At 59.5% G+C, this 26,413-nt stretch carries 24 protein-coding genes and 1 riboswitch; of the genes, 12 read left to right on the forward strand and 12 right to left on the reverse strand.

Annotation, left to right across the window (positions count from 1 at the left end; translation table 11 throughout):
• Positions 1–133 precede the first annotated feature (133 nt).
• Positions 134–985, forward strand: a complete 852-nt coding sequence (locus AACR93_RS20885) for a hypothetical protein (protein WP_043849776.1) — start codon at positions 134–136, stop codon at positions 983–985.
• On the opposite strand, the gene AACR93_RS20890 is transcribed toward AACR93_RS20885, so the two are convergent.
• A complete protein-coding gene (locus AACR93_RS20890) occupies positions 968–1,108 on the reverse strand; it encodes a hypothetical protein (RefSeq protein ID WP_156152878.1) in 141 nt (46 codons plus the stop codon). The genes AACR93_RS20885 and AACR93_RS20890 overlap by 18 nt on opposite strands.
• A 375-nt stretch (positions 1,109–1,483) precedes the next feature.
• Positions 1,484–2,272, reverse strand: a complete 789-nt coding sequence (locus AACR93_RS20895) for an alpha/beta fold hydrolase (RefSeq protein ID WP_043849777.1) — start codon at positions 2,270–2,272, stop codon at positions 1,484–1,486.
• 112 nt (positions 2,273–2,384) lie between these two features.
• Between AACR93_RS20895 and AACR93_RS20900 the strand changes: the two genes are divergently transcribed.
• Genes AACR93_RS20900 through AACR93_RS20910 form a run of 3 tightly spaced genes read left to right on the forward strand, consistent with a single transcriptional unit; the run spans position 2,385 to position 3,637 of the window.
• On the forward strand, positions 2,385–2,768 hold the full coding sequence (locus AACR93_RS20900) for an MmcQ/YjbR family DNA-binding protein (RefSeq protein ID WP_043849778.1): 384 nt from the start codon (positions 2,385–2,387) through the stop codon (positions 2,766–2,768).
• Positions 2,765–3,241 carry a GNAT family N-acetyltransferase gene (locus tag AACR93_RS20905; protein ID WP_043849779.1) on the forward strand — a complete coding sequence of 159 codons (477 nt, stop codon included), beginning with the start codon at positions 2,765–2,767 and terminating at the stop codon, positions 3,239–3,241. Before AACR93_RS20900 ends, AACR93_RS20905 begins: the two co-directional genes overlap by 4 nt.
• 57 nt (positions 3,242–3,298) lie before the next feature.
• Positions 3,299–3,637 carry a DUF3802 family protein gene (locus AACR93_RS20910; RefSeq protein ID WP_042029919.1) on the forward strand — a complete coding sequence of 113 codons (339 nt, stop codon included), beginning with the start codon at positions 3,299–3,301 and terminating at the stop codon, positions 3,635–3,637.
• A 245-nt stretch (positions 3,638–3,882) separates the two neighbouring features.
• On the opposite strand, the gene msrA is transcribed toward AACR93_RS20910, so the two are convergent.
• Positions 3,883–4,515: a peptide-methionine (S)-S-oxide reductase MsrA gene (gene msrA / locus AACR93_RS20915; protein WP_043849780.1), complete on the reverse strand. Its 633-nt coding sequence runs from the start codon at positions 4,513–4,515 to the stop codon at positions 3,883–3,885.
• A 268-nt stretch (positions 4,516–4,783) separates the two neighbouring features.
• On the opposite strand from msrA, the gene argA reads away from it, so the two are divergent.
• Together argA and lysC are read left to right on the forward strand one after the other, a co-directional pair.
• Positions 4,784–6,112 carry an amino-acid N-acetyltransferase gene (argA, locus tag AACR93_RS20920; protein WP_043849781.1) on the forward strand — a complete coding sequence of 443 codons (1,329 nt, stop codon included), beginning with the start codon at positions 4,784–4,786 and terminating at the stop codon, positions 6,110–6,112.
• A gap of 107 nt (positions 6,113–6,219) precedes the next feature.
• A riboswitch (Lysine riboswitch) is annotated at positions 6,220–6,444 on the forward strand.
• 90 nt (positions 6,445–6,534) lie between these two features.
• Positions 6,535–7,887, forward strand: coding sequence for a lysine-sensitive aspartokinase 3 (lysC, locus tag AACR93_RS20925; protein ID WP_043849782.1), 1,353 nt, complete (start codon positions 6,535–6,537; stop codon positions 7,885–7,887).
• Positions 7,888–7,966: 79 nt separating this feature from the next.
• Here lysC and AACR93_RS20930 read toward each other — a convergent pair whose 3' ends face one another.
• Positions 7,967–9,052: a hypothetical protein gene (locus AACR93_RS20930; protein WP_043849783.1), complete on the reverse strand. Its 1,086-nt coding sequence runs from the start codon at positions 9,050–9,052 to the stop codon at positions 7,967–7,969.
• Positions 9,053–9,307: 255 nt separating this feature from the next.
• On the opposite strand from AACR93_RS20930, the gene AACR93_RS20935 reads away from it, so the two are divergent.
• Positions 9,308–11,563, forward strand: a complete 2,256-nt coding sequence (locus AACR93_RS20935) for an LTA synthase family protein (protein WP_043849785.1) — start codon at positions 9,308–9,310, stop codon at positions 11,561–11,563.
• 63 nt (positions 11,564–11,626) lie between these two features.
• Here the strand turns inward: AACR93_RS20935 and AACR93_RS20940 are convergent, their stop codons facing one another.
• On the reverse strand, positions 11,627–12,643 hold the full coding sequence (locus AACR93_RS20940) for a S66 family peptidase (RefSeq protein WP_043849786.1): 1,017 nt from the start codon (positions 12,641–12,643) through the stop codon (positions 11,627–11,629).
• A 265-nt stretch (positions 12,644–12,908) separates the two neighbouring features.
• On the opposite strand from AACR93_RS20940, the gene AACR93_RS20945 reads away from it, so the two are divergent.
• The 5 genes from AACR93_RS20945 (at position 12,909) to cysG (ending at position 18,433) form a co-directional block, all read left to right on the forward strand.
• Complete coding sequence (locus AACR93_RS20945; RefSeq protein WP_043849787.1) at positions 12,909–13,751, forward strand: patatin-like phospholipase family protein; 843 nt, start codon at positions 12,909–12,911, stop codon at positions 13,749–13,751.
• A gap of 196 nt (positions 13,752–13,947) precedes the next feature.
• The gene (gene asrA / locus AACR93_RS20950) at positions 13,948–15,006 is read left to right on the forward strand and encodes an anaerobic sulfite reductase subunit AsrA (RefSeq protein WP_043849788.1); all 1,059 of its coding nucleotides are present in this window, start codon (positions 13,948–13,950) and stop codon (positions 15,004–15,006) included.
• A 1-nt stretch (position 15,007) separates the two neighbouring features.
• On the forward strand, positions 15,008–15,847 hold the full coding sequence (gene asrB, locus AACR93_RS20955) for an anaerobic sulfite reductase subunit AsrB (RefSeq protein WP_043849789.1): 840 nt from the start codon (positions 15,008–15,010) through the stop codon (positions 15,845–15,847).
• An 11-nt stretch (positions 15,848–15,858) separates the two neighbouring features.
• The gene (gene asrC / locus AACR93_RS20960) at positions 15,859–16,869 is read left to right on the forward strand and encodes a sulfite reductase subunit C (RefSeq protein WP_043849790.1); all 1,011 of its coding nucleotides are present in this window, start codon (positions 15,859–15,861) and stop codon (positions 16,867–16,869) included.
• Positions 16,870–17,041: 172 nt separating this feature from the next.
• Positions 17,042–18,433: a siroheme synthase CysG gene (gene cysG / locus AACR93_RS20965; protein WP_043849791.1), complete on the forward strand. Its 1,392-nt coding sequence runs from the start codon at positions 17,042–17,044 to the stop codon at positions 18,431–18,433.
• An 88-nt stretch (positions 18,434–18,521) separates the two neighbouring features.
• Here the strand turns inward: cysG and AACR93_RS20970 are convergent, their stop codons facing one another.
• The 7 genes from AACR93_RS20970 to AACR93_RS21000 form a co-directional block, all read right to left on the reverse strand.
• Positions 18,522–19,124, reverse strand: a complete 603-nt coding sequence (locus tag AACR93_RS20970; RefSeq protein ID WP_043849792.1) for a hypothetical protein — start codon at positions 19,122–19,124, stop codon at positions 18,522–18,524.
• 309 nt (positions 19,125–19,433) lie between these two features.
• Positions 19,434–19,751 (reverse strand): heavy metal-binding domain-containing protein, encoded by a 318-nt coding sequence (locus AACR93_RS20975; RefSeq protein WP_041209401.1) that lies wholly within the window; start codon positions 19,749–19,751, stop codon positions 19,434–19,436.
• A gap of 157 nt (positions 19,752–19,908) precedes the next feature.
• Complete coding sequence (dedD, locus tag AACR93_RS20980; protein WP_043849793.1) at positions 19,909–20,709, reverse strand: cell division protein DedD; 801 nt, start codon at positions 20,707–20,709, stop codon at positions 19,909–19,911.
• 62 nt (positions 20,710–20,771) lie between these two features.
• On the reverse strand, positions 20,772–22,031 hold the full coding sequence (gene folC, locus AACR93_RS20985; RefSeq protein WP_043849794.1) for a bifunctional tetrahydrofolate synthase/dihydrofolate synthase: 1,260 nt from the start codon (positions 22,029–22,031) through the stop codon (positions 20,772–20,774).
• 2 nt (positions 22,032–22,033) lie between these two features.
• Positions 22,034–22,897 (reverse strand): acetyl-CoA carboxylase, carboxyltransferase subunit beta, encoded by an 864-nt coding sequence (accD, locus tag AACR93_RS20990; RefSeq protein ID WP_041209398.1) that lies wholly within the window; start codon positions 22,895–22,897, stop codon positions 22,034–22,036.
• Between the two features lie 119 nt (positions 22,898–23,016).
• Positions 23,017–23,826 carry a tRNA pseudouridine(38-40) synthase TruA gene (gene truA, locus AACR93_RS20995; RefSeq protein WP_033115966.1) on the reverse strand — a complete coding sequence of 270 codons (810 nt, stop codon included), beginning with the start codon at positions 23,824–23,826 and terminating at the stop codon, positions 23,017–23,019.
• A 160-nt stretch (positions 23,827–23,986) separates the two neighbouring features.
• Positions 23,987–26,197, reverse strand: a complete 2,211-nt coding sequence (locus tag AACR93_RS21000; RefSeq protein WP_043849795.1) for a FimV/HubP family polar landmark protein — start codon at positions 26,195–26,197, stop codon at positions 23,987–23,989.
• Between the last annotated feature and the right edge of the window lie 216 nt (positions 26,198–26,413).

Raw genomic sequence — 26,413 nt, forward strand, 5'->3', positions numbered from 1 at the left:
AAAAAAAAAAAAAAAAAAATACTCTATAGCGCAACCCAACTGAATAACTAGTAATGCCATCCAAATAGAATATGATCTTCAGAGTATTATTCTCCTTGTAGCGTTCACCTCATATTTGGTATGACTTAATATTATGTCTAGAACATTTGTAGAATTCCACTTAAAGTACAATGAAAACAGAAAAAACGTAGGTGAAGTATTTTTTGCATTGGGCCAATATATATCAGCATATGAAGACTTCGGTACAGCAATTGCTGATGCATTAGACCATAACTTAGAATTCCGCATAGAATTAAGCGAGATTAAAAGTGGCTCCATAATATTAAGGCTGATAAAGTTATTTGATGACTTAACTAGTCCAAATGATTTAATTAATGACCTTACTGGTGAAGTAGGCTCTTTAGAATCATTGTCAAAAATAACTCAAAAACATAATCGAAAATTAGAAGAAAAAGTTAATGCTAGCGGTAAGTTTAAAGATAGGGTCGAACCAACCTTAAATGAACTAGATATTGCACTGGCGATGGAAAAATGGTCAGATGCGAACCGAAGGATAGAGCCTAACGAATCACTAACTATCACGGAGGAGTTAAATTCAGGTGTTAATTCTAATGTAGTACACATAGATACAAGCTTCAGACTTAGCAAACGTCCCAAGGAAATGTTCTCAAATTTCCTTGAAAAGCATGATGGTAAAGAAATAGTTGACGTAATAACCTCTTGCTTTCGTGGAGATTTAAACTGGCGCCTTCAAAATACTCAAACAAAATTAATCTACAATGCCCACATAAAAGATCATTCTTGGTTGGGGGAATTCCAAAATGGCAATAAAACAATCAATGCGAAAGATAGTCTACTAGTCCATTCAGTATATGAATTGTGGAAAATAAAAGGAAAGCAAACAATTAAAAACGCACAGATAAAAAAGGTCATAGACATAATTCAATGCAACGGAGAACAAGGTGAACTATTCGGAGGAGATTAAATATTCAGCGATATCATATACATTCATCATAATTCCTTTCTTAGCATTGATTTTAGTTAAAGGATTTACTGGTAAATGGTATGACTTGTTAATAACTGGTGATTGGGCGATAGCTAGCGCCATGATTTATTCCAGCTCAATAATAACAATTCGAAGTGTGACTCAAGATTACGCTCTCAAGATAAACACAATAAATCTTGATTGGTTCATGAGCAAGACACTTATCATGGCCATCATTAGCATAATTATATATGTTCTGATATTGTTAGTTCCAACAACAGCTCTTGGAATCACTCAGATTATACTTTTTACATACTCTTCATTATCACATTTTCGCATTTCTAGAGCTGTTTATCGCATGAAAAACTTAAACAAAAAAACTATATAACTTAACTCTCACCTGTCTTAATAAAACCAAATAAAATACATAGTGCTACATACTCATTTTTAAAACGTACTTATTACGGTTAGATCTCAGAGTACCCTATTGGCTATATATTATCTCTTCACTCCCAGCGATTGAATAAACGCCAGGGTACGGCGATTAAACTGCTCCGGCTGCTCCACATTGCAGACATGGCCGCACTGTTCGATCACCGCCAGCGAGGAGCTGGCATCGCGGGCCACCTGTTCGCGCACCGGTGCCAGAAACATATGATCCTCCTCCCCCATCACATAGAGGGTCGGAATGGGCAGGGAGCGCTCGCGAAAATAACGCATCAGCGGGTTGACCTCGGTGGCGAGGCGGAACCAGCGTTTGAACTCTTTCTGGCAGAGCTTGCGGGCCTCGCGCACAAAGAGGTTGCGCGACTCCTGATGGTGCTGGCGCGGCATGATGATGAAGGCAAACAGCCGGTAGAGCCACATATAGGGCAGGACGTGCTGGCCGAGTCGGCCCAGTTGCACCAGCACTCGCGAGCGGATATCGAGCCGCAAAATGGCGCCGCCCAGTACCATGCTCTTGACCCGCTCCGGGCAGAGCTCGGCCAGATGGCGAATAAGGATGGTGCCAAGGGAGATGCCGACAAAGTGGGCGCGGCGGATATCGAGATGATCGAGCAGCCGAACGATATCCTCGGTCACCGCCCGAAAGCTGTAGTGGCCCAGGATCACCTGTTGCAACCTGTTGGACTGGCCATGGCCGCGCAAGTCCAGCAGCAGCACGTTGAAGTGCTCGCGATAGGCGCGCAGCTGCTTGAACCAGATGGAGGAGCTGCCACCGGCGCCGTGGACAAACACCACCCAATCCCGCTCGGGACCCAGTTCGAAAGTCTTGTGATACAACATCAATAGGCTCCCTCGGTGATGGGGGGTATACTCGGCTGCGCATAGTAACAGATGCCTTCCCCTGATTGATATGCAACCGCACTGATCGGATCACCCACAGCGAGACCAGACCATGGAGTTAACCCCTTTACGCCACTTTCTGCTCTCGTTGCCGGGCAGTCAGGAAGATACCCCGTTTGGCCCGGAGATCCTGGTCTACCGCATCGCCGGCAAGATGTTCGCGCTGGTGGATTGGCAAGCTGACCCGCTCACCATCAACCTCAAGTGCGAGCCCGAGCTGGCGCTGCTGCTGCGCGAGCTTCACCCCGAGGTAAAACCGGGCTGGCATATGAACAAGCAACACTGGAACACAGTGACCCTGAACAACACCTTGCCCGATGATCTCTGGCAAGGCTGGGTGCACCACTCCTATGAGCGGGTTGTCGCCGGTTTGCCGAAATCCAGACGGCCCATGGCCCCCGCCGGCAATGCCGCTGATCAGGGTGCTTCGGCATGACGCCTCTCCTCTTTATCGCCCCCCTTGGCGAGCAACATATTCCAGCGCTGGTCACCCTGTTCGAGCAGGCGATACGCCACACCGGCCCCCAGCACTACAGCCCGGAGCAGGTGGAGCAGTGGGCGCTCGGCGCCCGTCATCCCGGCTTTATCAGCCAGCTGCGCGAGCATCATGGCTGGGTTGCCATGCTGGGTGAAGCGCCTGCCGGTTTTGTCACCCTGAGCGCCGATGGCCACCTCAGCCTGCTCTACGTCGGAGCAGCCCACCAGCGGCAGGGGCTGGGCAATCTGCTGCTCACCACAGCGCTGGCAGGTGCCCGTGCCCTTGGCATCAGTGCCATCACAACCGAGGCCAGCGCCTTCAGTTATGAGCTATTTTTACGGCATGGCTTTACCTTGACCGGCGTGGAAAGCGTGGAGCGCGGCGGAGTCAGTTTTACCCGCCATCGCCTGCACTGCTGCTTGCCAAGCTAGATCAAGCCACTAAAATACGCTTAATTTTCGTATTGTTACTGTATTGAGGCAGCAACCATGGTGGTAGAGAGTGAAGGCTATATCTCGCTGATCGAGTATCTGGTGGAGAGTTTGGGACTGTTTGAGGCCCAGCAACAGAACGCGGGTGGCGAGCAGACCATCGAGGATCTCGTCAGTAGCCGGGTGGCCAGCAACCTGATGGCCATCTGCGAGCAGAACCCTCAGCTGGCACCCAAGGTGCGCTTTACCATCATGCAGGAGGCGGACGCCGTGGTCGCCGATCTGGAAGAGGTGCTCTCCGCCGTCTGGCTGCGTGCCCCGACCCCGGAGCAGAAAGCCTTCCTCATCGAGTTTATCGATCTTATCAAGAACCTCTTCGACAGCGCGATCGCCTGACCGATCGCCCCTCCCGAGCTAAAACAAGCAGATATGAAAAGGGCCGCCTTGATGGGCAGCCCTGCTTGCTATCATTTTCAATCCGCCAGTGCGTTCATTCATCAGGCGGTTATCAAGGCAAGAAATGTGTCTGGACTTCGCATCCGATCCCTGGACGCTACCTAGTTAGTCCCGACTGGTCGCAATAAGTTCCCTCCTCCGACCATTTATTTTCACTTTTTTTACGGAATCGACTACAAACCTGTTCAGCGGTTCAGGCTCGGCGGTAAACAGACTCCAATACCACCCAATCCGCAGTAGCCATCCGGGTTCTTCTCCAGATATTGCTGGTGATACTCCTCGGCGTAGTAGAAAGGCGCCAGCGGCAGGATGCGGGTGGTGATGGCCCGGCTGTCACCGCTCGCCGCCATGGCCTGCTGGTAAGCAGCCAGACTCTGCTGGGCGATGACCTGCTGACTCTCATCGCCATAGAAGATGACCGAACGGTACTGGGTACCAATGTCCCCACCCTGCCGCATCCCCTGCGCCGGATCGTGCTGCTCCCAGAACAATTTGAGCAGATCGCCATAGCTGATGACCGCCGGATCAAACACCACCTGCACCGTCTCGGCATGACCGGTCAGCCCGCTGCACACCTCCTTGTAGGTGGGATTGGGGGTGACGCCGCCCTGATAACCTGCCGCGGTGGAGTAGACCCCGGGCTGCTGCCAGAACAGGCGCTCCACGCCCCAGAAGCAGCCCATGCCAAACCAGGCGATCGCCATGTTCTCGGGCCAGTGCCCCTGAGTCGGATGGCCGTTTACTGCATGCTGCTGGCCAATCACCATGGCCTCGCTGCGCCCCGGCAACGCCTCTGCCGGCGAAATAATCTGTTCCATCAAGCCACTCCTTGTAAAAACCGGTGCCAATGCACGATGACGAAAAGGAGCATCGAAGATAACAGTTTGTGGCACCGGATCAACCGGCGCCTCCCGCCCCCATCCTCCTCTTCACTCCCCTGCGCCTCTCCTGCCACTTCGACCAGTTACGCACGGGCAAGGCATCCGGTTGGCCAACAAACCCAACCAAATCAATATTTAGTCTTGATTTGTGAATTTATTTTCATATATTGAGCCAATCGCTGTTTTTTTATGGAAGAAATATCAAGTGCGTGAACGTGAGCCCAGTCTGGTCAATGCCTTTCGGCAATCTACTCCCTATGTCAATGTCCATCGGGGCGCCACCTTTGTGCTGATGATGGGGGGAGAAGCCGTCTGCCACCCCAACTTTGCCAATATCGTCAGCGATATCGCCCTGCTGCAGACGCTGGGCATACGGCTGGTGCTGGTGTTTGGTTCACGTCCGCAAAACGATGAAGCGCTGGCCCGCGCAGGGATCGAGGCCCAGTACCACAAGCGGATCCGGGTCACCGATGACGAGAGCTTCGCCATCATCAAACAGGTGTGTGGTGGCCTGCAATATGACATCACAGCCCAGCTCTCCATGGGGCTCGCCAACACTCCGATGCAGGGTGCGCGGATCAGCGTGGTGAGCGGCAACTTCGTCACCGCCCAGCCGCTGGGGGTGGATGATGGTATCGACTTTTGCCACAGCGGCCGGGTGCGCCGTATCGACGTGGAGGGGATCACCCGCCAGCTCGATCAGAAGAGTCTGGTGCTCATCTCCCCCATCGGCTGCTCGGTCACCGGCGAGAGCTTCAACCTGAGTTCGGAAGAGGTGGCCCGCCGGGTGGCGGTCGATCTCAAGGCGGACAAGCTTATCTGCTTCAGCAGCACCCAGGGGGTAATGGACAGACACGGCGAGGCTATCTCCGAGCTCTTCCCCGAACAGGCCGAAGAGCTGCTGGTGGAACTGGAGCTGGCGGGAGAAGAGATGTCCGGCACTGCCCGCTACCTGCGCGCGGCCATTGCCTCTTGCCGCGGCGGGGTGCCCCGCTCCCATCTGGTGAGCTATCAGGATGATGGCGCCATGCTGCAGGAGCTGTTCAGCCGCGACGGCCTCGGCACCCAGATCGTGCGGGAGAGCGCCGAGCAGGCCCGCGCCGCCACCATCGAGGACATCGGTGGCATTCTCGACCTCATTCGCCCGCTGGAGGAGGAAGGCATTCTGGTGCGCCGCTCCCGCGAGCAGCTGGAGATGGAGATCGACAAGTTCACCATCATCGAGCGCGATGGCCTCATCATCGGCTGCGCGGCGCTCTACTGCTTTATGGAAGAGGCGATGGCGGAGATGGCCTGCGTCGCCATCCATCCCGACTATCGCAACTCCAACCGGGGGGATCAGCTGGTGGCCAAGGTGGCCGAGCGGGCCAAGCGGCTCGGCATCCACCGCCTGTTCGTGCTCACCACCCGCTCCATCCACTGGTTCCGGGAGCGGGGGTTCGAACCGCTGGAGGTGGAGGATCTGCCGGTTGAGCGCCAGCGCCTCTACAACTGGCAGCGTCGTTCCAAGGTTTTGTCAAAAACCATTGTGTAACCTATTGATTTTGCGTTGAGTTAGCTGACATTTTGAACTTTTTTACAAACTCGATTGACAGTCCAATCCAACGCAAGGTATTTCTAAATGCACTCCACCGCCATGGTGGAGCCAGAAGAGGAGCGCTGCCCAGGCAGCCCGAGAGAGGACGCCAGAGTCCGGTGAACTTGGGTCAGGGGGAGCAGCGCCGAGACATCTGAGGAGACTGGAAACCTCAGTGTCGGCTGCGGGGGCTGAATCCCCCGGGTTGTCATCGGTAGTGGTCATCCCCCACCGCGCCCTGTCAGGGGCGGGTACGGGATGGGCTCTGCGGGTGGAGTGCTTCTGGCCGGGATCGCTTCGCACATTCCTGCCATTTTCAGCCTCCTCCTCTCTTTTTTGCCCGATGGATCCGGATTTTTAAATTAAGACAGGAGTAAGCAATGAGCCCGATCAATGTCGCCAAGTTTGGCGGAACCAGTGTCGCCAACGCCGCGGCCATGAACAACTGCGCCGATATCGTGCTGGCCAATCCCGCCACCCGCATCGTGGTGCTGAGCGCCAGCGCCGGCGTCACCAATCTGCTGGTGGCACTGGCTCAGGGTGAGCTGGACGACGCGGGCCGCGAAGCCCAGCTGGCCAGGCTGGCTGACATTCAGCAGGCCATTCTGGCCGACCTTGGCCACCCCGCCGAGGTGACCGCCCTGATCCACGATCAGCTCGGCGAGATCCGCACCATGGCGCAGCAGGCCAGCCAGCAAACCGATGCCGAACTGGCTGATCGCCTCATCGCCTGCGGCGAACTGATGTCGACCCGCCTCTTTACCGAGTTGCTGCGCCAGCGCGGCGTCAATGCCCACTGGCAGGATGTACGCCAGCTGATGCGCACCGACAGCCGCTTTGGCAAGGCCACCGTCGACCTGAACGCGACTCGCGATCTCTGCCAGCAGACGCTGGGCCCGGTGCTTGGCGACACCCTCGTCATCACCCAGGGCTTTATTGGTGCCGATGGCGATGGTCGCACCACCACGCTTGGCCGTGGCGGCTCCGACTACAGCGCGGCCCTGCTCGCCGAAGCGCTCGATGCCACCAGTATCGAGATCTGGACCGATGTACCCGGCATCTACACCACGGATCCACGCCTCGTCACCCGGGCCCGCCCCATTCCCGAAATCAGCTTTGTCGAGGCGGCAGAGATGGCCACCTTCGGCGCCAAGGTGCTCCACCCCGCCACCCTGCAACCGGCGGTGCGCCAGAACATTCCGGTCTTTGTCGGCTCAAGCAGGGAGCCGCAGGCAGGGGGAACCTGGATCCGCTCCACCACGGACACCAGCCCGCTGTTTCGCGCCGTGGCCCTGCGTCGCCAGCAGGTACTGGTTACCCTGCACAGCCTCAACATGTTCCACGCCTATGGCTTTCTGGCCGAGGTGTTCGGCATTCTGGCCCGTCACCGCATCTCGGTAGACCTCATCACCACCTCGGAGGTGAGCGTGTCGCTCACCCTGGATCACACCGGCAGCCAGAGCAATGGCGAACCAGTGCTCAGCGACAAGGTGCTGGCCGAACTCAGCCAGCTCTGCAAAGTCGAGGTGGAGAACGAGCTGGCTCTGGTGGCGCTCATCGGCAACCGGATGAGTGAGGTCAACGGGGTGGGCAGCCGGGTATTCGATGCCCTGCGCGACCATAACATCCGGATGATCTGCTACGGCGCCAGCGCCCACAACCTCTGCTTCCTGGTCAAAGAGGGCGAAGCGGGCCAGATCGTCAACCGCCTCCATCAGGAGCTGCTGGACTAACCCTCACGGCTGGCAAATCCGACCATGCAAAAGGGCACCCGCAAGGTGCCCTTTTCATTTCTGTTTCGCTGAGGCGGGCTCAGGCGCAGGTGGTCACCGGCAACTGGCACGCCATCACTTCGCGGCGCTGGCGCTGCAATCTGGCCAGCAGCTCGCTCTGGCCCAGCCCCAGCTCTTCGCTGGAGAGATTGTCGACCAGCTGCTCGTAGTGGTCGGTCACCGCCTGCTCCAGCCAGTCGAGACGACGCAGGGTGAGCGGGCTGCAGCTGCGGCCACTGAGATCGTCGGCCACATCGAGTCGGTGGCTGCGATACATATCTCGCCACCAGTTGGCGGCGAGCGCCTCGTCGCTTGCCAGCGCGGCACTCCACTCCCCTTGCAGGCTCTGCAACCGGGCCAGCACGGGTGCGCTGGCGCCTTCCCGTATCAGGTGGTGGATCTCCCGTTTCACCCACTTGAGACAGAGCTCGCGCCAGTAGCGGAACTGCGGCAAGGGATCGGCCTCATCGAGCCAGAGCCCTGAGAGGGTGCGGGTCTCCAGCCGCTCCGGCACATGAAATTGCGGGTCGACCAGCCCGTTGGAGTTGTATTCGAAGCGAGGATCGAAGGGCCACATGTAACCAAAGTCGAACACGCTGATATGTTCGCCGTCATCGAGCAGGTTGCCCGGGCTAGGGTCCCAGTCGAACCAGCCCCAGCGGGCCAGCTCCCCCTGCACCTCCAGCATCTGCGCCAGATTGCGCTCGTTGAGCTGATGCACCGGCACACCCCGCAGCCAGGGCGAGACCAGAATGCCGGCGCGGGCCGAACCAAAGCTGGTACAGACCACGTGGGAGAGCACGGTGGGATGCAACTCGCGCAGCGCTTCGATTTCGCGCCGCCGCTCCAGTTCGGTGAGGAAAGCGGTCTTGCCATCGAGGTTGGCGACCAGCGAATCGTTGCGGCGCCGCTTCAGGCACCAGTGATGGCCATCGATCTTGAGATGAAACACCTCGGCGGTAAGACCGTGACGATAGACCTTGATCACCGACGGATGGGAATCCTTGAGTTTGACCAGCTGCGCCACGGGAAGCGGACAGTCACGTTCGCGCCCGATCCGGATCTCCTCCTTGCTCTCGAGCATACGCAGCAATCTGGCTTGCCGTGCCATCACCTTGGGATTCATACATGTACCTCCTGTCGCTACTGAGAGACTAAACAGCACCTCTCTCGCAGACCAGCAGCAAACGTTCATGATGACGCTTTCATCACATATTCCGGACAACCTCTCGATCGGGATCACAATATGCAGGGCCGAAGTGCAACCAAAAATTCATCAGGTGGTCATTAAATTGACATCCATGAACCGGCCACGCACCATCGGGTCAAATAGTATGCAGATGATCTGCATCTCTCTCACTTGCTCAAAGGATGAGCTGATATGAATCGTCCCTTCTCAGGCCGTCGCCGCGCCCTGAGCCTCTCCCGCCTGCTGCTGACCCTGCTCGGTGGCCTGCTCATCGTCACCCTGCTGCTGCCCCTCATCAATCCCGGCAGCTGGCTTGGCCGTGCCCAACCGCTGGTGCTGGGGCCCGCCGACAACCCGCTGGCCACCCTCACCCGCCACGCCCTGCTCTACAAGAGCGACAGCCGTGGCCTCTATCTGGTGGTGCGCAGCCAGTGGCAACTGCGAGGGCCGCTCCAGCCGGGAGACAAGGTGCGAGTGGAGCTGCTCAACGACAAGGGGGAGCGGATCGACGAGCTGAGCCAGCCGGTGGAGAAGCTTCAAGTATGTCGCCAACGCCGCTGCACCCTGGATCTCAACAGCACCTTGCGCGCCCCCGACGATGCGCTGTCCAGCCGTTACCAGCTGCGGATCGGCCTGCTGCTGGCCGACCGCCCCGAGAGCGGCGACTTCAGCCAGATCCTGCAGACCCTGCCGGAGCAGGGCTTCAACCTCACCTATCTGATGGTGAGCCTGACGCTGGTACTGGCGCTGAGCGCCGCTGTGCTGAAGGCGGTGCTGCCAAGGCTGCGCCGCAGTCTGCGCTGGCGCATCATCGGCAGCCTGCTGCTCGGCAACCTCACCTTCGTGCTGCTGCACGGCTTCGTGGTGTTCAAACTGGGGGAATTTCTGCTCTGGTCAGGCTTTCGCCCGGAGCACTACTACCTCGCCTGGGGCAGCATGGTGCTGGGCTGGAGCCTCTGCGCGCTGGCCGGATTCAACCTCTACATGGGGCTGGTCTTTACCGCGCTCTCCGGTATAGGGCTGCTGGCCAACTTCATGAAGATCGCCATCTACGGCGTGCCGCTCGGCGGCGATGATCTCGGCAACCTGATGGCGCTGCTGCGGATCCTGCAGGATCAGCACCCCGTCGTGCCGCTGCTTGGCGGCGCTATGGTGCTCTTCCTCTGCTGGCGCTTTGCCCTCTCCCGCTGGATCCTGCGCACCGCCGCCGCCACCGTGGCCTTCTTTGCCCTTTGCGTCTTTGCCACCCAGACCAGCAACAAGCTGCTGGGGGCCAACGTGCGCTACGTGGATCGGGCGGTCAACTACCACAGGGACATCATCCGTTCCGGCCCCGGTCTCTACCTGTTCAATCTGGTGGACGAGATGCTGGAGCAGGGCAGCGTGTTTCGCTACCCCTTGCAGATCAACGAATTCACCCCCCAGCTGAGCCAACCGCCACAGGGGGCGGTGCCGCGCTGGGATCTGGTGATCGTGCTGCAATATGAGTCGCTGATGCTCGACTGGCAAGGGCGGCTCTGCGCCCCCGCACCCACCCTGAACCTGCCCGCCACCATCCAGCAGTGGCACAAGACCATCCACTCCCCCACCACCGGCGGCATGACGGTGCTGGCGGAGTTCGAGATGAACACCGGCCTGCCGGTGGGGCTGCTCAAGCAGGGTGTGGTGCCCTACTACTACCTCTCGGATCAGGTGCCGGGCCTTGCCCGCAGTGCCAACCAGAGTGGCTACCAGACCCTCTTCGTCCACCCCTATGTGGAGAAGTTCTGGGGCCGCGCCAAGGCGATCCCGGCGCTTGGCTATCAGGAACGCTGGTTCGACAGCCGTTTTTCCACCCTCGAGCACAAGGGGCTCTATATCTCGGACGATGCCCTCGTTGATCACCTGCTCAAACGCAGCGAACAGGATGACAAACCGCTCTTTGCCTATGCGGTCACCATGCAGGGCCACGGCCCCTTCGATGGCCCCCGCTATCAGGCACAGGAGCGCAGCGGCGCTTGCCCGAACGAGAGCGAGAGTGACAGGCAGCTGCTCAATACCTACTACACCGGGGTAGTGGATGCCATGGCCTCGCTGGAGCGGCTGCTCAAGAGTCTCGATCAGTCGGGCAAACGCTATCTGGTCATCGCCTTTGGCGATCACCAGCCGTTTTTGATGTCCGCCGGAAAGGGCATTCACGGCGACAAACCGGCGCGCGATGCCACCTATCAGATCCCCATGATGGCCTTCACCCGCGCCGATGACCCCCTCAATCTGGCGACCCAGTTTGCGCCGGTGCGCCAGCTCTACCAGATGGGTCAGGCCACCCGCCAGCTGCTGGCGGGGGATATCACCCCAATCGAAGAAAAACCCCTGCTCCATCCGGTGCTGGGCGAGGAGAAAGGGTTCGACCCTTCAAGCCTGGTGCCGCAGATCCGCGCCAGCTTCCGACCCGATGCCCTGCCCTGATCACGCCCCACAAAAACAGACAAGGCCGCTAAGCGGCCTTGTTTTTTGACATTCATTTCGCCCTCATTCTGCTCGCCACCAGGGCTCCAGCAAGGTGAGCTGCTGGCGGTCGAGATCAAGCCCCACCTCGATACCCAGCGGCAACGTCAGCATGGGGTGGGTATGGGCGCAGTCAAACTCAGCCAGAATAGGGAAGCTTGGCTCCCCCACTACCTCCAGCAGAATATCAAGGGGACGCTTGCCGCTACCCTGATCGTTGAACAGCTCGTGCTTGCCGAGGATCAGGCCGCCGATCCGCTCAAACACCCCGCACAGCTTGAGATGGGCAAAGGATCGCTCCAGCGTCTCGGCAGATTTCAGGCTGTCCTCCAGCAGCAAAATGTCACCGCGCTCGATGGGCGGCATATAGGGGGCCCCCCAGATCCCCGCCATGGTGTTGAGGTTGCCGCCAATCAGCCTCCCCTCAACCCGGCCTGAGCCCACCGAGATCAGCCGATTGGGCTGGCACTGCTTAGACCGGGTCTGGTTTTCCCAATCGAGCCGTTCATCGCTCCACTTTGCCGGGGTGGGCAGCGTGCAGGGGACGCCAGCGTCATCGGCCAACGCAATCTGTAAAAAACTGGCCAGCGTCTCATCCACCAACGGCGGCAACTCGCCAAAGGAGGCCACCAGCGCCGGGCCATAAAAGGTAACCAGACCAGTTTGGGCGTGGATGCCGAGCAGCAACGCCGTCACGTCTGAGTAGCCAACGATGATCTTGGGATCGCGCTTGAGCGCATCAAAATCGAGATAAGGGAGCAGGGAGTTGGAGTTGCTGCCGCCAATCACCGACATGATGCAGCGCACTTCGGGGTCGCGAATAAGGGCGTTGAGCTCCTCGGCCCGCGCGGCGATGGAGCCGGATCGCCAGTGATCCTGCTGGCCGGTGAGGCTGCCCGCCTTGAGCCTGAAGCCCTGCCCCTCAAGAAAGGCTTTTGCGCGGGCAAAACGGTTGGGTGCCCAGGCGGTCGCCGCGCTGGAGGGGGAGAAAAAAGCGATGGTATCGCCACGTTGTAGCAGCGGGGGAACCAATAACGTCATGACACACTCATCCTTGCCAATATCCAGCCATCACAGAGTCGTTGAGACTCCTACACAACCCCTTTGATCACAACGGGTTTATCAGTATCGTTTAGAAATACAAAACACTTTATTCATTATTAACAGATATTCTAAACACCATCCCCTTCCTAGAATGACCTCATTGCGATGGCCAACCCCGGTTGGTTGTCAGAATGGTCGGCCTGACAGCCCGAACGTTCTCTTTCCCACTTTTTCTCTCTGACTTATCAATGAGGTGCCTGTCATGAACAAAAACGCATCCCCCAGCGCATTGGTTGTAGAAGGCGGCGCCATGCGCGGCATATTTGCCAGCGGCGTGCTGGATGCGTTTATCGAGCATGACTATCGCCCATTTGACTTCGCCATCGGTGTCTCGGCGGGGGCCACCAACTTGCTGGCTTATCTCGCCAGCCAGCATGGCCGCAGCCACGAGATCCTGACCAAACTGGCGTGCAGCCAGCAGTTTCTGGATCCCCTGCGTTTTGCCAAGGGGGGCAATCTGGTGGATATCCACTGGCTCTGGCACACCAGCTGCCGCAAATACCCCCTCGATATCCATCGCTATCGGGAGAGCGGCATCCCCTTCTATGCGGTGGTGACCAATGCCCTGACTGGCAAGGCGGAGTACATCCGGGTCAAGCCGGAGAACATGGATGAGGTGCTGCCCGCCAGCTGCGCCATTCCCCTCGCCTCTCGCGAATATCCCGAGGTGCACGGGGTGCCGATGACCGATGGTGGCGTCGCCGACTCCATCCCGGTGATCGAGGCCTACCGCCGCGGCGCCCGCCAGATGACGGTGATCCTCTCCGAGCCGCTGGGCTACCGGCTCAAACCGATGCCCTTCCCCTGGATGATCCGCACCCTGCTCAAGACTCACCCCGCGCTGGCACAGGCGCTGGAGCAGAGGGATCGCAGCTACAACGAGGCGCTCGATTTCATCGCCAATCCGCCCGCTGATTGCCAGATCGAGGTGATCGCCCCGGCCGACTACTTCCCCGTGTCCCGTTTTACCCGCGATATCAACAAGCTGGAGATGGGATACGTGATGGGCAAGTGCGCAGGCTATCAGGCCGCCCTGCTCAATTGATAACAGCTTTACAGGCATGACCCGACCTGCCGCGACGCACGCGCCGCCAACACAATAACAATCGGGTCAGTTGAACAAGATGAGTCATAAACCGGACCGCGGCGAGAGCAACCCAGCTCTCCCGGCCAGTCAATACCTGGACAGACACGCCCCTTGCAATGCCAAGGCATGTCACCCCAAGACAAGGTGTTTATTTATGTCGTTTCTTCTCACCCAGCCCGCGCTGGCGCAGCTGTTCGAGCGGCTGCTACCCGATTACCGGATCATGGCCCCTGCGGCCGAATATCGGGGCGGTCGCTTCTCCGACACCGACAACGTCACCTACCATAGCATCCGCCATCCGGCCGATCTGGTGTGGCAGGAGAAGTCCCACTTCTCCCCGAAAGAGGTGGTGCTCCCCATCACCCAGACCCTGTTCCACTTTGACAATCTGGAGCTGCGCGAATCCAGGGTGGAGGCCAAACCCACCCTGCTGTTCTTGCGCAGCTGCGATATCCACGCCCTGCGCCGGCTGGATCAGGTCTATCTCAAAAACGGCCAGAACAGCGATGTCTACTACGCCCGGCTGCGCAGCAAGCTCAAACTGGTGTTGCTGGAGTGCCGCGAGAGCTTCGAGAACTGCTTCTGCGTCTCCATGGGTAGCAACGAGACCCGGGATTACGCCGCCGCCATTCGTCTGAGCGATGAGGGGGCCCGCATCGAGGTGAAGGATCCCGAGCTGCTCGGCTACTTTGCCAAGCTGGGCGAGCCCGACGACTTCACCCCGGAGTTTGTCCAGAGCAACCCGGTCAAGGTGCGCACCCCGGACAGCGTCTGTGACGACCCGCAGCAGATCCGCCAGATCCTCACCGCCCATCCGGTCTGGGCCGAGTACGACAGCCGCTGCATCGGCTGTGGCCGCTGCACCACCTCCTGCCCGACCTGCAGCTGCTACAGCGTGCACGACCTCACCTATGCGGAGAACCCCAAGCAGGGTGAACGCCGTCGCCAGTGGGCCAGCTGCATGGTAGATGGCTTCAGCGACATGGCCGGTGGCCACGGTTTTCGTGCCAAACATGGCGAGCGTCTGCGTTATCGCGCCCTGCACAAGGTCAACGACTACAAGGCCCGTCAGGGGGAAGAGCACATGTGCGTCGGCTGCGGCCGCTGCGACGATCGCTGCCCTCACTACATCTCCTTTAGCAACATCATCAACAAGATGACCGATGTGGTCGAACAGACCATCGCGGCCGACCACGCGCAGGGGGCGAACTGATATGTGCCAGTGCCAACAAACCGCAACAGCAGAACAGCAGCAGGAAGCAGTCGAAAATCGCCTGCTGCCCAAGGCCTACACCATTCTGGCCATCGAGCGTCACACCGAACTGGAGTGGAACTTTCGGGTATCCCGCGACTTTGATGTCCACTACGGCCAGTTTGTGGAGATCTCCCTGCCCACCGTGGGCGAGGCGCCCATCTCGGTCTCCGACTATGGCGATGGCTATGTGGATCTGCTGATCCGCAAAGTCGGCAAGGTCACCGATGCCCTGTTTGCCCTCGATGTGGGCGACAAGGTGTGGATGCGCGGCGTCCACGGCAACGGCTACCCGCTGGAGGCCTATCGCAACCAGCACCTCATCGTGGTGGCGGGCGGCACCGGCGTCGCCCCGGTCAAGGGGCTGCTGCGTCGCTTTAGCAAACACCCGGAACAGGTGAAGTCCCTCGACATGATCCTCGGCTTCAAGAACGAGCAGGCGGTGCTCTATCGCCACGAGATGCCGCTCTGGGCCGAGCGCCAGAACCTCATCGTCACGCTGGATGAGGGTGAGGAGAGCGAGCAGTTTCGCATCGGCCGGGTCACCGACTACATCGACCAGCTGGATCTCTCGGATAGCGAGGATATCCAGGCCATCGTGGTCGGCCCTCCCGTCATGATCCGCTTCGTGGTGCTCGCCCTGCTTGAGCGTGGCATCCCCAAGGAGCGCATCTGGGTCGACTACGAACGCCGCATGGCTTGCGCTGTGGGCAAGTGTGGCCACTGCCGGATGGGCGACACCTATATCTGCGTGGATGGACCGGTCTTTCGTTTTGACCAGGCCCAGCATCTGATCGACTGAGGGAGAACACCATGAGTCTCGATATCGACATCATCAAGGCCCGCGCCAAGAACGAATACCGCCTCTCCAAGGTGCGCGGCGAAGCGATGATCAGCGTGCGCATTCCCGGCGGGATCATGCCCGCCCACCTGCTGGCGGTGGCCCAGCAGATTGCCGAACAGTACGGCAACGGCCTGATCCACCTCACCACCCGCCAGAAGCTGGCGATGCCCGGCATCAAGTATCAGGACATGGACAAGGTCAATGCCGCCCTCGAGCCCTTTATCAGGGAGATTGAGGTGGAGACCTGCGGCATCGAGGTAGAGGACACCCGCGCCGGTTACCAGAGCATCGGCGGACGCAACATCGTCGCCTGTCAGGGCAACACCATCTGCCAGAAGGGCAATATCGACTGCACCGGGCTGGCCCAGCGGATGGAGAAGCACCTCTACCCCAATCCCTATCACCTCAAGATGGTGATCGCCGGCTGCCCCAACGACTGCGCCAAGGCCAACATGGCCGACTTCGGCATCCTCGGCATCGCCAAGATCCACTTCAATGCCGAGCGCTGCATCGGCTGCGGCGCCTGCGTCAAGGCGTGCAGCCACCACGCGGTGGATTGCCTCGCCATCAAGCATGGCAAGGCGGTCAAGGAGGAGAGCAAGTGCATCGGCTGTGGCGAATGCGTGCTGGCCTGCCCGACCCTCGCCTGGCAGCGGGATCCCAAGCAGCTCTACATGGTCAAGCTGGGGGGACGCACCAGCAAGAAGACTCCCCGTACCGGCAAGCTGTTTCTCAACTGGGTCACCGAAGAGGTGCTGCATGCGGTGATCAAGAACCTGTTCGAGTTCGAGGCCGAGATGCTGGATGGCAAACCCATCTACCTGCACATGGGTCACCTTATCGATCGGGCCGGTTATCACAAGTTCAAGGAGCGGGTGCTGCGCGGCGTCACCCTCAACCCGGAAGCCATGGTCGCCGACCGCATCTTCTGGGCCGAAGATCAGTACGTCGCCAACATGCATGTCAAAGCGGTGCAATAGGAAAAACCTCGTTTGGGGAAGCTGATCATAGTGGCCGACAACCGGTGGGGATCTGTCGTTGGCCCGGGCGTGGATCACGCTTCCCCCTTTTTCCTCTCACTGCACCCCAACCCCTTCTCCTCTTTTCGTCCTGCGCAGCCCTCCGCTGCCGGACCCGCATCCGGAGCCCGTTATGGACTTTCTCCCTCTCTTTTGTCAGCTGCAAAACAAGCCGGTGCTTATCGTCGGTGGTGGCGAGGTCGCGGTGCGCAAGGCGCGCCTGCTGCTCGATGCCAAAGCACGGGTGACCATCAATGCTCCCCATCTCGACCCCCAGCTGATGAGCTGGGCCGAGCAGGGACTACTGACCGTCTGCGCCGCCGACTTTCACCCCGAGCTGCTCGATGGCAAGTGGCTGGTGATCGCCGCCACCAACCAGCCCGAGGTCAACCAGCAGGTCTTCAACGAAGCGAGCCTGCGCCAAATCTTCTGCAACGTGGTGGACGCTCCGGCCCACTGCAGCGCCATCATGCCCGCCATCATCGACCGCTCGCCGCTGATGGTGGCTATCTCCAGCGCAGGTTCGGCGCCAGTGCTGAGCCGCCAGCTGCGGGAAAAACTCGAAGCCATGCTGCCGCAACACCTCGGCCAGCTCGCGGCGCTGGCGGGCAAGCTGCGCGAGCGGGTCAAGGCCATACCGGACAAGCTGGCTCGCCGCCGCTTCTGGGAGCGGCTCTTTAGCCATGAGCGACTGGCATGCCAGCTGGCGCGCGGCCAGCAACAGGCCGCCGAGCAGAGCGTCGCCGAGCTATTGAATGAGCCGGTGCTGAGCAAGGGGAGCGTAACCCTGGTGGGCGCCGGCCCCGGCGATGCGGGCTTGCTCACCCTGAGCGGTCTGCAGCAGCTGCAACAGGCGGATGTGGTGGTCTATGACCGGCTGGTCTCGCAGGAGGTGCTGGCACTGGTGCGCCGGGATGCAGAGCGGATCTTTGTCGGCAAGGAGGCGGGTCGCCACTGCGTGCCCCAGCAGGCGATCAACCAGCTGTTGCTGGAGCAGGCTCGCCTTGGCAAACAGGTGGTCAGGCTCAAGGGGGGCGATCCCTTTATCTTTGGCCGGGGCGGCGAAGAGCTGGAGACTCTGGCCGAGGCGGGCATCCCCTTCTCGGTGGTGCCGGGCATCACGGCAGCATCGGGCTGCGCCGCCTACAGCGGCATTCCCCTCACCCACCGAGATCACGCCCAGCGGGTGCAGTTCATCACTGGCCACGACAAGGCGGGCAATATCGCGCAGGAGTGGTCGGCGCTGGCGGCCCCCCACCAGACCCTGGTCTTCTATATGGGGCTGGCCCATGCCGGCCGCATTCAGGACGAGCTGCAAACCCACGGTCTGCCCGGCCACACCCCGGTGGCGCTGGTGGAACAGGGCACCCGGCTGCAACAGCGGGTGGTGCGCGGCGAGCTGCAACAGCTGACGCAGCTGGCCACTCAGGTCGAGAGCCCGAGCCTGATCATCATCGGTTCGGTCGTGACTCTGGCTGACAAACTGGACTGGTACGGCGAAGCCAATACCCTGGTCGGGGTGTAACCGCTCATAGCGTCCCCCCTTAGTAGACCAGTAAAAAAGCGACGCAGGCCATGGCCTGCGTCGCTTTTATCGGAATTGGCAAACGGATTTATTCGAAAGAGATAGGACCAGTCGAGCCTGCATCACTATCCTGCCACTCGCTCTCACCGCGCACCCGCGGGTCGCCTTGCAGGGTGTAGAGGATCATCCCCTGCCGGATCTGCAGCGCCCCATCGGCACGCTTGGCCTTGACCTTGACGTCGTTGACCCACACCTGCTCCTTGCCATCCACCCGGATGACGGCCACTGTCTGGCCAGTCCCGCTGTTTTTGGCGACCCACTTGCCCTGATAGGGAGAATCCCCCTTGGCCATCGGCTGTGTGGTGGCCTTGCCTGCCGACCAGGATTGCACGGTGCAGATGCCGTTGGCACGGCTGTCATGCTTGATGGCGTAATCAATGCTCGGCTCGCTGGTAGCGGAATCAGCGCTGATGCCGATCATGATCTTGCCACTCTGGGCAGAGTAGGCATTGGGTGCATTGGTCTTCAGCGAGGCCTTTTTGCCATTGATATAGACGTTGCCATCCTGTGACTTGACCTTGATGTTCATCGGGCAGTCAGCGGTAAAGTTCGGTACCGCTGCCGCCGCGCTGCCAGCATAAGCAGCGATGGCCAGAGTGATAACAGTCAACAGAGCAGATTTTTTGTGCATCCTGATACGCCTTCAAGAAATGGTGGTTCAAGAAAAGTGGTGTCATCCATGATGAGAGGTCATCCTGATGGCAACAACTCTAGTCCAGCCGATGAGGGTGACCCAGTTAAAAAAAATAAAACCCGATCTCGCCGGTTATGAAAAAATATAAATAAACAAAATCAATTAGTTAATTTCAAAGCTGTCTTCATTATCCCCCCTATCTGGCATTTCTGTTCTCAAGCGTCGCGCACAAAAAAAGCCGATAACCCGGTTATCGGCTTGCCAGTTCAACACGCGGGTTCAGCGCACGGGGGAAAGCTTGCTATCTCAAACCACCACGGCGGTGCCGCTGATGCTGACCATCAGCATGCTGCCGTTCTGCCCCACCACCTCGTAGTCGATATCGATGCCGACCACCGCATTGGCCCCCAGCGCAGAGGCGCGCTCCTTGAGCTCATCAAAGGCAATCTCGCGGGCACGGGCCAGCTCTTTTTCGTAGGCGCCGGAGCGGCCACCGATAATGTCGCGGATCCCGGCAAAGAGGTCCTTGAAGATATTGGCGCCAAGGATGGCTTCGCCCACCACGATGCCGCGGTATTCACGAATGCTCTTGCCTTCCAGAGTGGGGGTTGTCGAGAGGATCATCTTGAACTCCTATGGGTGACAGAGGGCTCAGACTAACCCAACTCCCCGCAAATCCCAACCGGGTGGTGGCCTTTGCGACGCAGCGCTTAAAAATAGCGACGACCAGATAAAACAACACCGCGACGGGCGCGGTGTTGTGATGCGAGTGCAATGACCATCAGGGATTGTAAGCGACGACCGAGCCGCTCAGCCCCGTCATCTGGGAGATCTGTCCCTGGATCCCCTGCAGCTTGGCCTTGGAGACATCCGGCCCGATAAAGACCCGGTTGATCTGCCCCTGCACGGGTGTGCGCGGCGAGGTATGGGCAGAGTAACCGGCTGCACGCAGCTTGCTCACCAGAGCGTTGACACTGTCGACGTTCTTGAACGCGCCGAGCTGGAGGATCCAGCTGCCCTGCGCTGGTGCCGCGGCGGGCGCTGGCGTGGTCGGCTGGCTCATCTTGCTCTCGATAAGGTCATCGAGGGACTTGATCTGGCCTGCCTGCTGTTTGGCTGGCGCAGGAGTCGGAGCCTTGGCTACCTCGACCGGCTTGGTCGGAACCGGTTTTGGTGCCGGCTTGGGTTGTTCAACCGGCGCCTTGGCGACCACTTCCGGCTTGGGTTGCGGCTTGGCAGGCGCGGCCTGCTGCACCGGCTGCTGAGCAACCTGCGCACCGACCTGCTGGGCGGCACTCCCCTGATTGCCGAGGGTCATGGGGTCGGCGACCTCTTCCACCTGCCACTGCTGGGCGGCCGAGGCTTGCTGCTGGCTGGCCAGATGCTCGGCCGGCAGCGTGCTTGCCGCCGATACCTGCAGTGCGGGCTTGGCCGGCTCAAGATCGGGACGCAGCGGAATTTTGGCAAACGCCTCCTCCTTTTGCGCCAGCTTGTGACCATCCAGCAGGTCCGGCAGGAAAATAACGACCAGGGCCACCAGAATAACGGTGCCCACCAGACGGTTTTGAAACTTCGAGGCCAAATTGACTCCTACTTCCTTTACTTGATCCAATTCATGGCATGCCCCCGACAAAGAGGGGCTGGCTAGCTGGCGAACCCCGCCAGCACATCGGCGACAGTGTAAAACGAACCAAACACAATGACCATATCGTCAGGACTCGATACGGCCAAGGCAGCCTGATAGGCAGCCTCGACGCTGTCAAAGGTCGTCGCCGGCCCCTGTCCGGAGCCAAGCGCCTGTGCCAACTGGGCCGCACTTGCCGCCCGCGGGCCGGTCAGGCTGGCCAGATACCACTCGCCGATCAGACCGTCGAGCTCGGCAAGCGACCCCGCCATGTCCTTGTCCTTGAGCATGCCGACCACGGCGCGGCGCACACCCGCACAGGGCATCTTGCGCAGCTGGGCGGCCAGATAGGCGGCCGAATGGGGGTTATGAGCCACATCGACGATAACCAGCGGCGCACTTTGCAGCTGCTGCATCCGGCCAGCCAGCAGGGCATTGGCAAGCCCGTCGCGGATGGCAGACTCCGGCAACGGCAAGCCGAGGGATTCCAGCGCCGCCAGTACGGTGACCGCATTCATCAGCGGCAGCGCCGGTTTGGGCAGGTCGCGCCACTGGTGAAGACCGTGGTAATCCCAGCTGTTCTCGTGTTCATCGCCACGAAAATCGATACCGACCTGACGCAGATTGGCACCAATACGCGCCGCCTCGCTCGCGATGGTCAGAGGGGGATTGGGCTCGCCGCTGATGGCGGGTTTACCGGCGCGATACACCCCGGCTTTCTCCACCGCCACCGCCTCGCGGGTATCACCCAGCCAGTCGCAGTGATCGAGGGCAATGGAGGTGATCATGGCGACATCGGACTCCACCACATTGGTGGCATCCAGCCGACCACCCAAGCCGACTTCCAGCAGCAGCACATCGGGCGCGGCGCGGCAGAAGAGCCACAAACCGGCCAGGGTCGCAAACTCGAAGAAGGTGAGCGCTATCTCGCCGCGCGCCGCTTCCACTTCGGCAAAGGCGGCGCAGTGATCGCTATCTGCCAGCTCCTGACCGTTGACCCGCACCCGCTCGGTAAAGCGCAGCAGATGGGGCGAAGAGTAGACGCCGACCTGGTAGCCGGCGGCCATCAGAATGCTGGCCGCCATGGCACAGCTGGAGCCCTTGCCGTTGGTGCCCGCCACCGTGATCACCTTGAACGGCAATCGGGTGAGCCCCATGCGACGGGCAACCGTGCCGACCCGCTCCAGCCCCATGTCGATAGAGACCGGATGGATCTGCTCCAAATAAGAAAGCCAGTCGACAAGCGACCGGCTTTGGAATTGATGCATGTTTGAACTCATCTTCACTCTGCGATGACGTGAGTATTCATCAGTTTGGCGAGCAGGCTGGCCAGACGGTTACGCATTTCGCGGCGGTCGATGATGAGATCGATGGCGCCCTTCTCCAGCAGGAATTCAGAGCGCTGGAACCCTTCCGGCAGCTTCTCGCGAACAGTCTGCTCGATAACTCGCGGGCCGGCAAAGCCGATCAGCGCCTTGGGCTCGCCTACGTTGATGTCGCCCAGCATGGCCAGACTGGCGGAGACGCCACCCATGGTGGGGTCAGTCAGCACGGAGATGTAGGGCAGACCGGCTTTGGAGAGACGATCCAGCGCGGCACTGGTCTTGGCCATCTGCATCAGGGAGAACAGCGCCTCCTGCATGCGGGCACCGCCGGAAGCGGAGAAGCAGACCAGACCACGACCTTCCTTGATGCTCTCCTCAACGGCGCGCACGAAGCGGGCACCGACCACGGAGGACATGGAGCCACCGATAAAGGAGAACTCGAACGAACAGGCGACAACCGGTACCCCTTTGAGGGTCCCTTTCATCACCACCAGCGCATCTTTCTCCCCCGTCTCTTTCTGAGCGGCAGACAAACGATCCTTGTAGCGCTTGGAATCCTTGAATTTCAAGACATCATGAGGCTCCAGCTCGGCACCGACTTCGGTGCGGCCCTGCTCGTCGAGAAAACTCTCGAGACGGGCGCGAGCGCTGATGCGCATATGATGATCACACTTGGGGCACACTTCGAGATTGCGCTCCAACTCTGCCCGGTAGAGCACCTGTTCACAAGCACTGCACTTGGTCCACACCCCTTCCGGAATGTTGTGACGACGAGGGGCAGTGATCTTGCTCTTGGGAAGAATCTTCTCAAGCCAGCTCATGGAATTCCTTAATGCTTTTGTGCCTGACAAAACGCATCGAGCCTTGTCTGTTCAATGACTTAATAGCTCGATGGCAACAAATGACGGGTCATTAAACCACAATTTTTCGGGCGCAGTTACTAAAAACTGGTCGTACCCGGTGCCGAGTCCGGCAGCCACAACGGGCCAAGCGGTACCCGGGGTAGAGCCAGTTCAGCCGGGTAATCCACATCGACCAGATAGAGGCCACCCGCTTTGGCGGTTGGCCCGGCCAGATTGCGATCACGGGCGGCCAGCACCTCGGCTACCCACTCCACCGGTTTGAGCCCCTGCCCCACCAGCAGCAGCGAGCCGGTGATGTTGCGCACCATGTGGTGCAAAAAGGCATTGGCACGGATATCGAGCACGATATAGGGGCCCTGACGGCTGACGCAGAGGTGCGTCACATTGCGCCACGGCGTCTTGGACTGGCAACCGACGGCCCGGAACGAGCTGAAATCCTGCTCACCCAGCAGGCACTGCCCGGCCTGATGCATCAGCTCGGCATCAATCGCCTCGTGATAATGGCTGACGCCGCTGCCAAGAATGGCTGGCCGGTAGTTGTGGTTGTAGATGACATAACGGTAGCGACGGGCGGTAGCGCTGAAACGGGCGTGGAACTCCTCGTCCACCTCCTTGACCCAGCGCACGGCGATGTCGGGCGGCAGGTTGGAGTTGAGACCCAGAGTCCAAGCCCCTTCGGCACGCTTGGCATCGGTATCGAAGTGGATCACCTGACCGGTGGCATGGACACCGGCATCGGTGCGTCCTGCGCACTGGATGGAGACAGGATGATTGGCGATCCGGCTGAGGGCTTTCTCCAGCTCCTCCTGCACACTGATCACTTCTCGCTGACGCTGCCAGCCGAAGTACCGGCTGCCGTCATATTCAATACCTAGGGCAATTCGCATGGATAAGGGTGTCTTTTGGTAAAGCAGTGAAAGAAACGGGGCGGATTATACGCATCTCGCGGCAAAAATCCCAAAATCCGCGCAAGCTCCGGCCACGGCAACAAGTAAAAAGGGCAGCCGCTGGCTGCCCTTGTCGTTCGAGTTCATCGGGATGATGGGATTATCCCAGTCGCTTGAGCAGTTTTTCCGCTTCGGCGCGCTGATGGTCACTCCCCTGCTCTGCCGCCTCTTGCAGCAGCTCGCGGGCGCTGTCCTTGTCATCGATTTCAAGGTAGGCACGTGCCAGATCCAACTTGGCGCCAACACCGCCATCATCGGCATCCACATCAAATCCGGTCGACTCCGGCAGCACTTCGGGGAAACCGTCCAGCCCCACATCCAGCGAGAAGCCCTGATAGGGTTCCGGCTCCGATGTGCTGGCATCCGCTTCCGCCAACAGCTTGTCGATCTCGACGTAACCGCTCTCCTGCGCCTGCTCGCGGGGTTGCAGATCGGCAGGGTGCGATTCGACCTCGGTAAAGGCATCTTCGAAATCGGAGAGCGCCATTTCGTTGGGATCCCACTCCAGATCCGCTTCAGCCTCTTTCCTGGCCTTGACCGGTTCAGGCTCCAGACCCAGCTCGGCCAGCATCTCGTCAGCACTGGCGTCCCCATCCAGGCTCAGGTCGATGGCATGTTCATCCTCAATCTCGACAGCCGGCTCCTCAAAGGCACCTTCGAAATCGCTGAGATCGAAACTGGCGAGGTCATCATCGGCAGGTTCAGCATGCGCCGGCGCACTCAATTCCGGCTCGATATCGGCAGAAAGATCAGCGTCCAGCTCGGCGAAGAGCGCAGCCTGCAGCTCCTCTTCACTCATGATCTCGTTGGCGCCTTTGGGCTTGGGATTGAACTCGCTGGCCAGATCCATGGCTGGCTCATTGGCAAGCGCAATCGGCTCGTCATGGGCAAGATCAAGATCCGGCACCAGATCGGGGTCACGGCTGGTAGCAGCAGGCATCCGCTCGGGTTCGAAGCCCTGCAAATCCATCTCGCCCTCGTCGCTGAACACCAGTTCAACATCGGGCTTCGGCGCCGGCTCAACCGGCATGAAGCCATCCGGGGTGTTGAGGTCAGGCAGCGGACGCTCCGGCTCGTTGTCGGTGATATCGACGCTGAGCAGATCATCAAACTCGCTGTGATCCTGATCCATCATCATTGCGGTGGATTCAGAGAGGCTCTTCTCCTGCTCTTCCAGCTCACGACGGGCCCGGGCGCGCAGCCAGAGGGTCACCAGCGCCAGCACCAGCAACACCGGCAGCAAAATGATCATCGCCAGATTGAGCGGTGAGGAGAGCAAGTCCATCAGCCAGTTCTGCTTGTGCTCGGGCTCTGCCACCACGGGCGGCACCGGCTTGGCCTTGAGCTCGGCAATCTCTTTCTCCAGCGCAGTCTGATCCTGCAGCTGAGCCTTGAGGGTCTCTACCTCTTCGGTCAGGGATTGCAGGCGCAGCTTGAGCCTGTGGTTCATCTCGGTCACCTGGGCGAGCTGGGCATTGGCATCTTCCAGCGCCAGGGTCATCTCGGTAGCAGGTTTGCCAACCGGTTTGTCCAGATCGGAAGGCAGCGGAGCAGGCGCGGTACCGCTTGCCGCACTCGGTGCCGGGGCAACGGCCTCTTTCGCCGGAGCCTCGTTGACCTTGGCTACTTCCTTGGCGTCAGCCACCTTGGTCTCGACAGCCGGTTTCGATTCGGTCACAGGTGCAGGAATGGGTGCCGCCTTGACGGCAGGCAACGGCGCTGGCGCCGCCTTCGCAGGCTCTGCCTTGGCCACTTCAGGCTTGGCTGGCGCGGCTTTTGCTGCGACCGGTTTAGCCGTATGAGCCTGTTTGTTGGCCAGATATTTGGGGCTCAGCCCTTTCCAGCTGGCATTGTCGCTGCGGAACTTGGCGCGGGCCTCGGCATCTGTGATGACACTCGCCTCGGCGGCAGTGGGCAGCAGAATGCGCGAGCCCACCAGAATATGGTTGATGTTGCCATCGGCAAAACTGCGGGGGTTTTTCTCGTAGATCGCGACCATGGTCTGGTAGACGCTGACGCGGCTGGAGGGACGATACTTGCTTGCCAGACTCCAGAGGGTATCGGTAGGACGAATCGGGCCATAACTGGCGGGATTGGCGGTTGCCACCTGACGGACGATGGGCTGGGCGGTTGCCCGAACCGGCTGCGCGACGGGCTGGGCCAGCGGCTGGCTGTTGACAGCGGGTGGTGCGGGCTCGTCAGGGCCTTTCAGTTCGACAAAAAACGGCTCCCGTGAGGAGTCTGCAGCCTGAACGGTGCCCAGCAGACCCAATGCGAGTAGCGTTGCCAATGTTATGCGGGAATGTCCCATATTCGTTCCTTCGTATGACGGCCCTATCACATTGAAAAATCTGGATAGTTACCCCAAAACAGTCGGTTCAATATAAATCAGGCTCGCCTTGCAAGCCAGCAGTCCGACACATTTAGCACCCAACTTGCCTCTGAGTGTAGAAAAAAACTTAATCAGTTGATATCGCAAAAGAATCTTGCAACACCGCAGTGCGGTGCCGGTCACACACCACGCTAT

The sequence above is a fragment of the Aeromonas sp. L_1B5_3 genome (assembly GCF_963866575.1).
Classification (GTDB): Bacteria; Pseudomonadota; Gammaproteobacteria; order Enterobacterales; family Aeromonadaceae; genus Aeromonas; species Aeromonas jandaei.

Excerpts from the sequence above, each read along its gene's own strand:
- AACR93_RS20910 (WP_042029919.1), top strand. The coding sequence starts at position 3,299 with ATGGTGGTAGAGAGTGAAGGCTATATCTCGCTGATCGAGTATCTGGTG.
- AACR93_RS20890 (WP_156152878.1), bottom strand. The coding sequence starts at position 1,108 with ATGGCGCTAGCTATCGCCCAATCACCAGTTATTAACAAGTCATACCAT.
- AACR93_RS20885 (WP_043849776.1), top strand. The coding sequence starts at position 134 with ATGTCTAGAACATTTGTAGAATTCCACTTAAAGTACAATGAAAACAGA.
- AACR93_RS20930 (WP_043849783.1), bottom strand. The coding sequence starts at position 9,052 with ATGAATCCCAAGGTGATGGCACGGCAAGCCAGATTGCTGCGTATGCTC.
- AACR93_RS20900 (WP_043849778.1), top strand. The coding sequence starts at position 2,385 with ATGGAGTTAACCCCTTTACGCCACTTTCTGCTCTCGTTGCCGGGCAGT.
- accD (WP_041209398.1), bottom strand. The coding sequence starts at position 22,897 with ATGAGCTGGCTTGAGAAGATTCTTCCCAAGAGCAAGATCACTGCCCCT.
- truA (WP_033115966.1), bottom strand. The coding sequence starts at position 23,826 with ATGCGAATTGCCCTAGGTATTGAATATGACGGCAGCCGGTACTTCGGC.
- asrB (WP_043849789.1), top strand. The coding sequence starts at position 15,008 with ATGTGCCAGTGCCAACAAACCGCAACAGCAGAACAGCAGCAGGAAGCA.
- AACR93_RS20905 (WP_043849779.1), top strand. The coding sequence starts at position 2,765 with ATGACGCCTCTCCTCTTTATCGCCCCCCTTGGCGAGCAACATATTCCA.
- AACR93_RS20975 (WP_041209401.1), bottom strand. The coding sequence starts at position 19,751 with ATGATCCTCTCGACAACCCCCACTCTGGAAGGCAAGAGCATTCGTGAA.
- msrA (WP_043849780.1), bottom strand. The coding sequence starts at position 4,515 with ATGGAACAGATTATTTCGCCGGCAGAGGCGTTGCCGGGGCGCAGCGAG.
- asrA (WP_043849788.1), top strand. The coding sequence starts at position 13,948 with ATGTCGTTTCTTCTCACCCAGCCCGCGCTGGCGCAGCTGTTCGAGCGG.
- cysG (WP_043849791.1), top strand. The coding sequence starts at position 17,042 with ATGGACTTTCTCCCTCTCTTTTGTCAGCTGCAAAACAAGCCGGTGCTT.
- AACR93_RS20940 (WP_043849786.1), bottom strand. The coding sequence starts at position 12,643 with ATGACGTTATTGGTTCCCCCGCTGCTACAACGTGGCGATACCATCGCT.
- lysC (WP_043849782.1), top strand. The coding sequence starts at position 6,535 with ATGAGCCCGATCAATGTCGCCAAGTTTGGCGGAACCAGTGTCGCCAAC.
- AACR93_RS20895 (WP_043849777.1), bottom strand. The coding sequence starts at position 2,272 with ATGTTGTATCACAAGACTTTCGAACTGGGTCCCGAGCGGGATTGGGTG.
- AACR93_RS21000 (WP_043849795.1), bottom strand. The coding sequence starts at position 26,197 with ATGGGACATTCCCGCATAACATTGGCAACGCTACTCGCATTGGGTCTG.
- AACR93_RS20935 (WP_043849785.1), top strand. The coding sequence starts at position 9,308 with ATGAATCGTCCCTTCTCAGGCCGTCGCCGCGCCCTGAGCCTCTCCCGC.
- folC (WP_043849794.1), bottom strand. The coding sequence starts at position 22,031 with ATGAGTTCAAACATGCATCAATTCCAAAGCCGGTCGCTTGTCGACTGG.
- AACR93_RS20945 (WP_043849787.1), top strand. The coding sequence starts at position 12,909 with ATGAACAAAAACGCATCCCCCAGCGCATTGGTTGTAGAAGGCGGCGCC.
- asrC (WP_043849790.1), top strand. The coding sequence starts at position 15,859 with ATGAGTCTCGATATCGACATCATCAAGGCCCGCGCCAAGAACGAATAC.
- AACR93_RS20970 (WP_043849792.1), bottom strand. The coding sequence starts at position 19,124 with ATGCACAAAAAATCTGCTCTGTTGACTGTTATCACTCTGGCCATCGCT.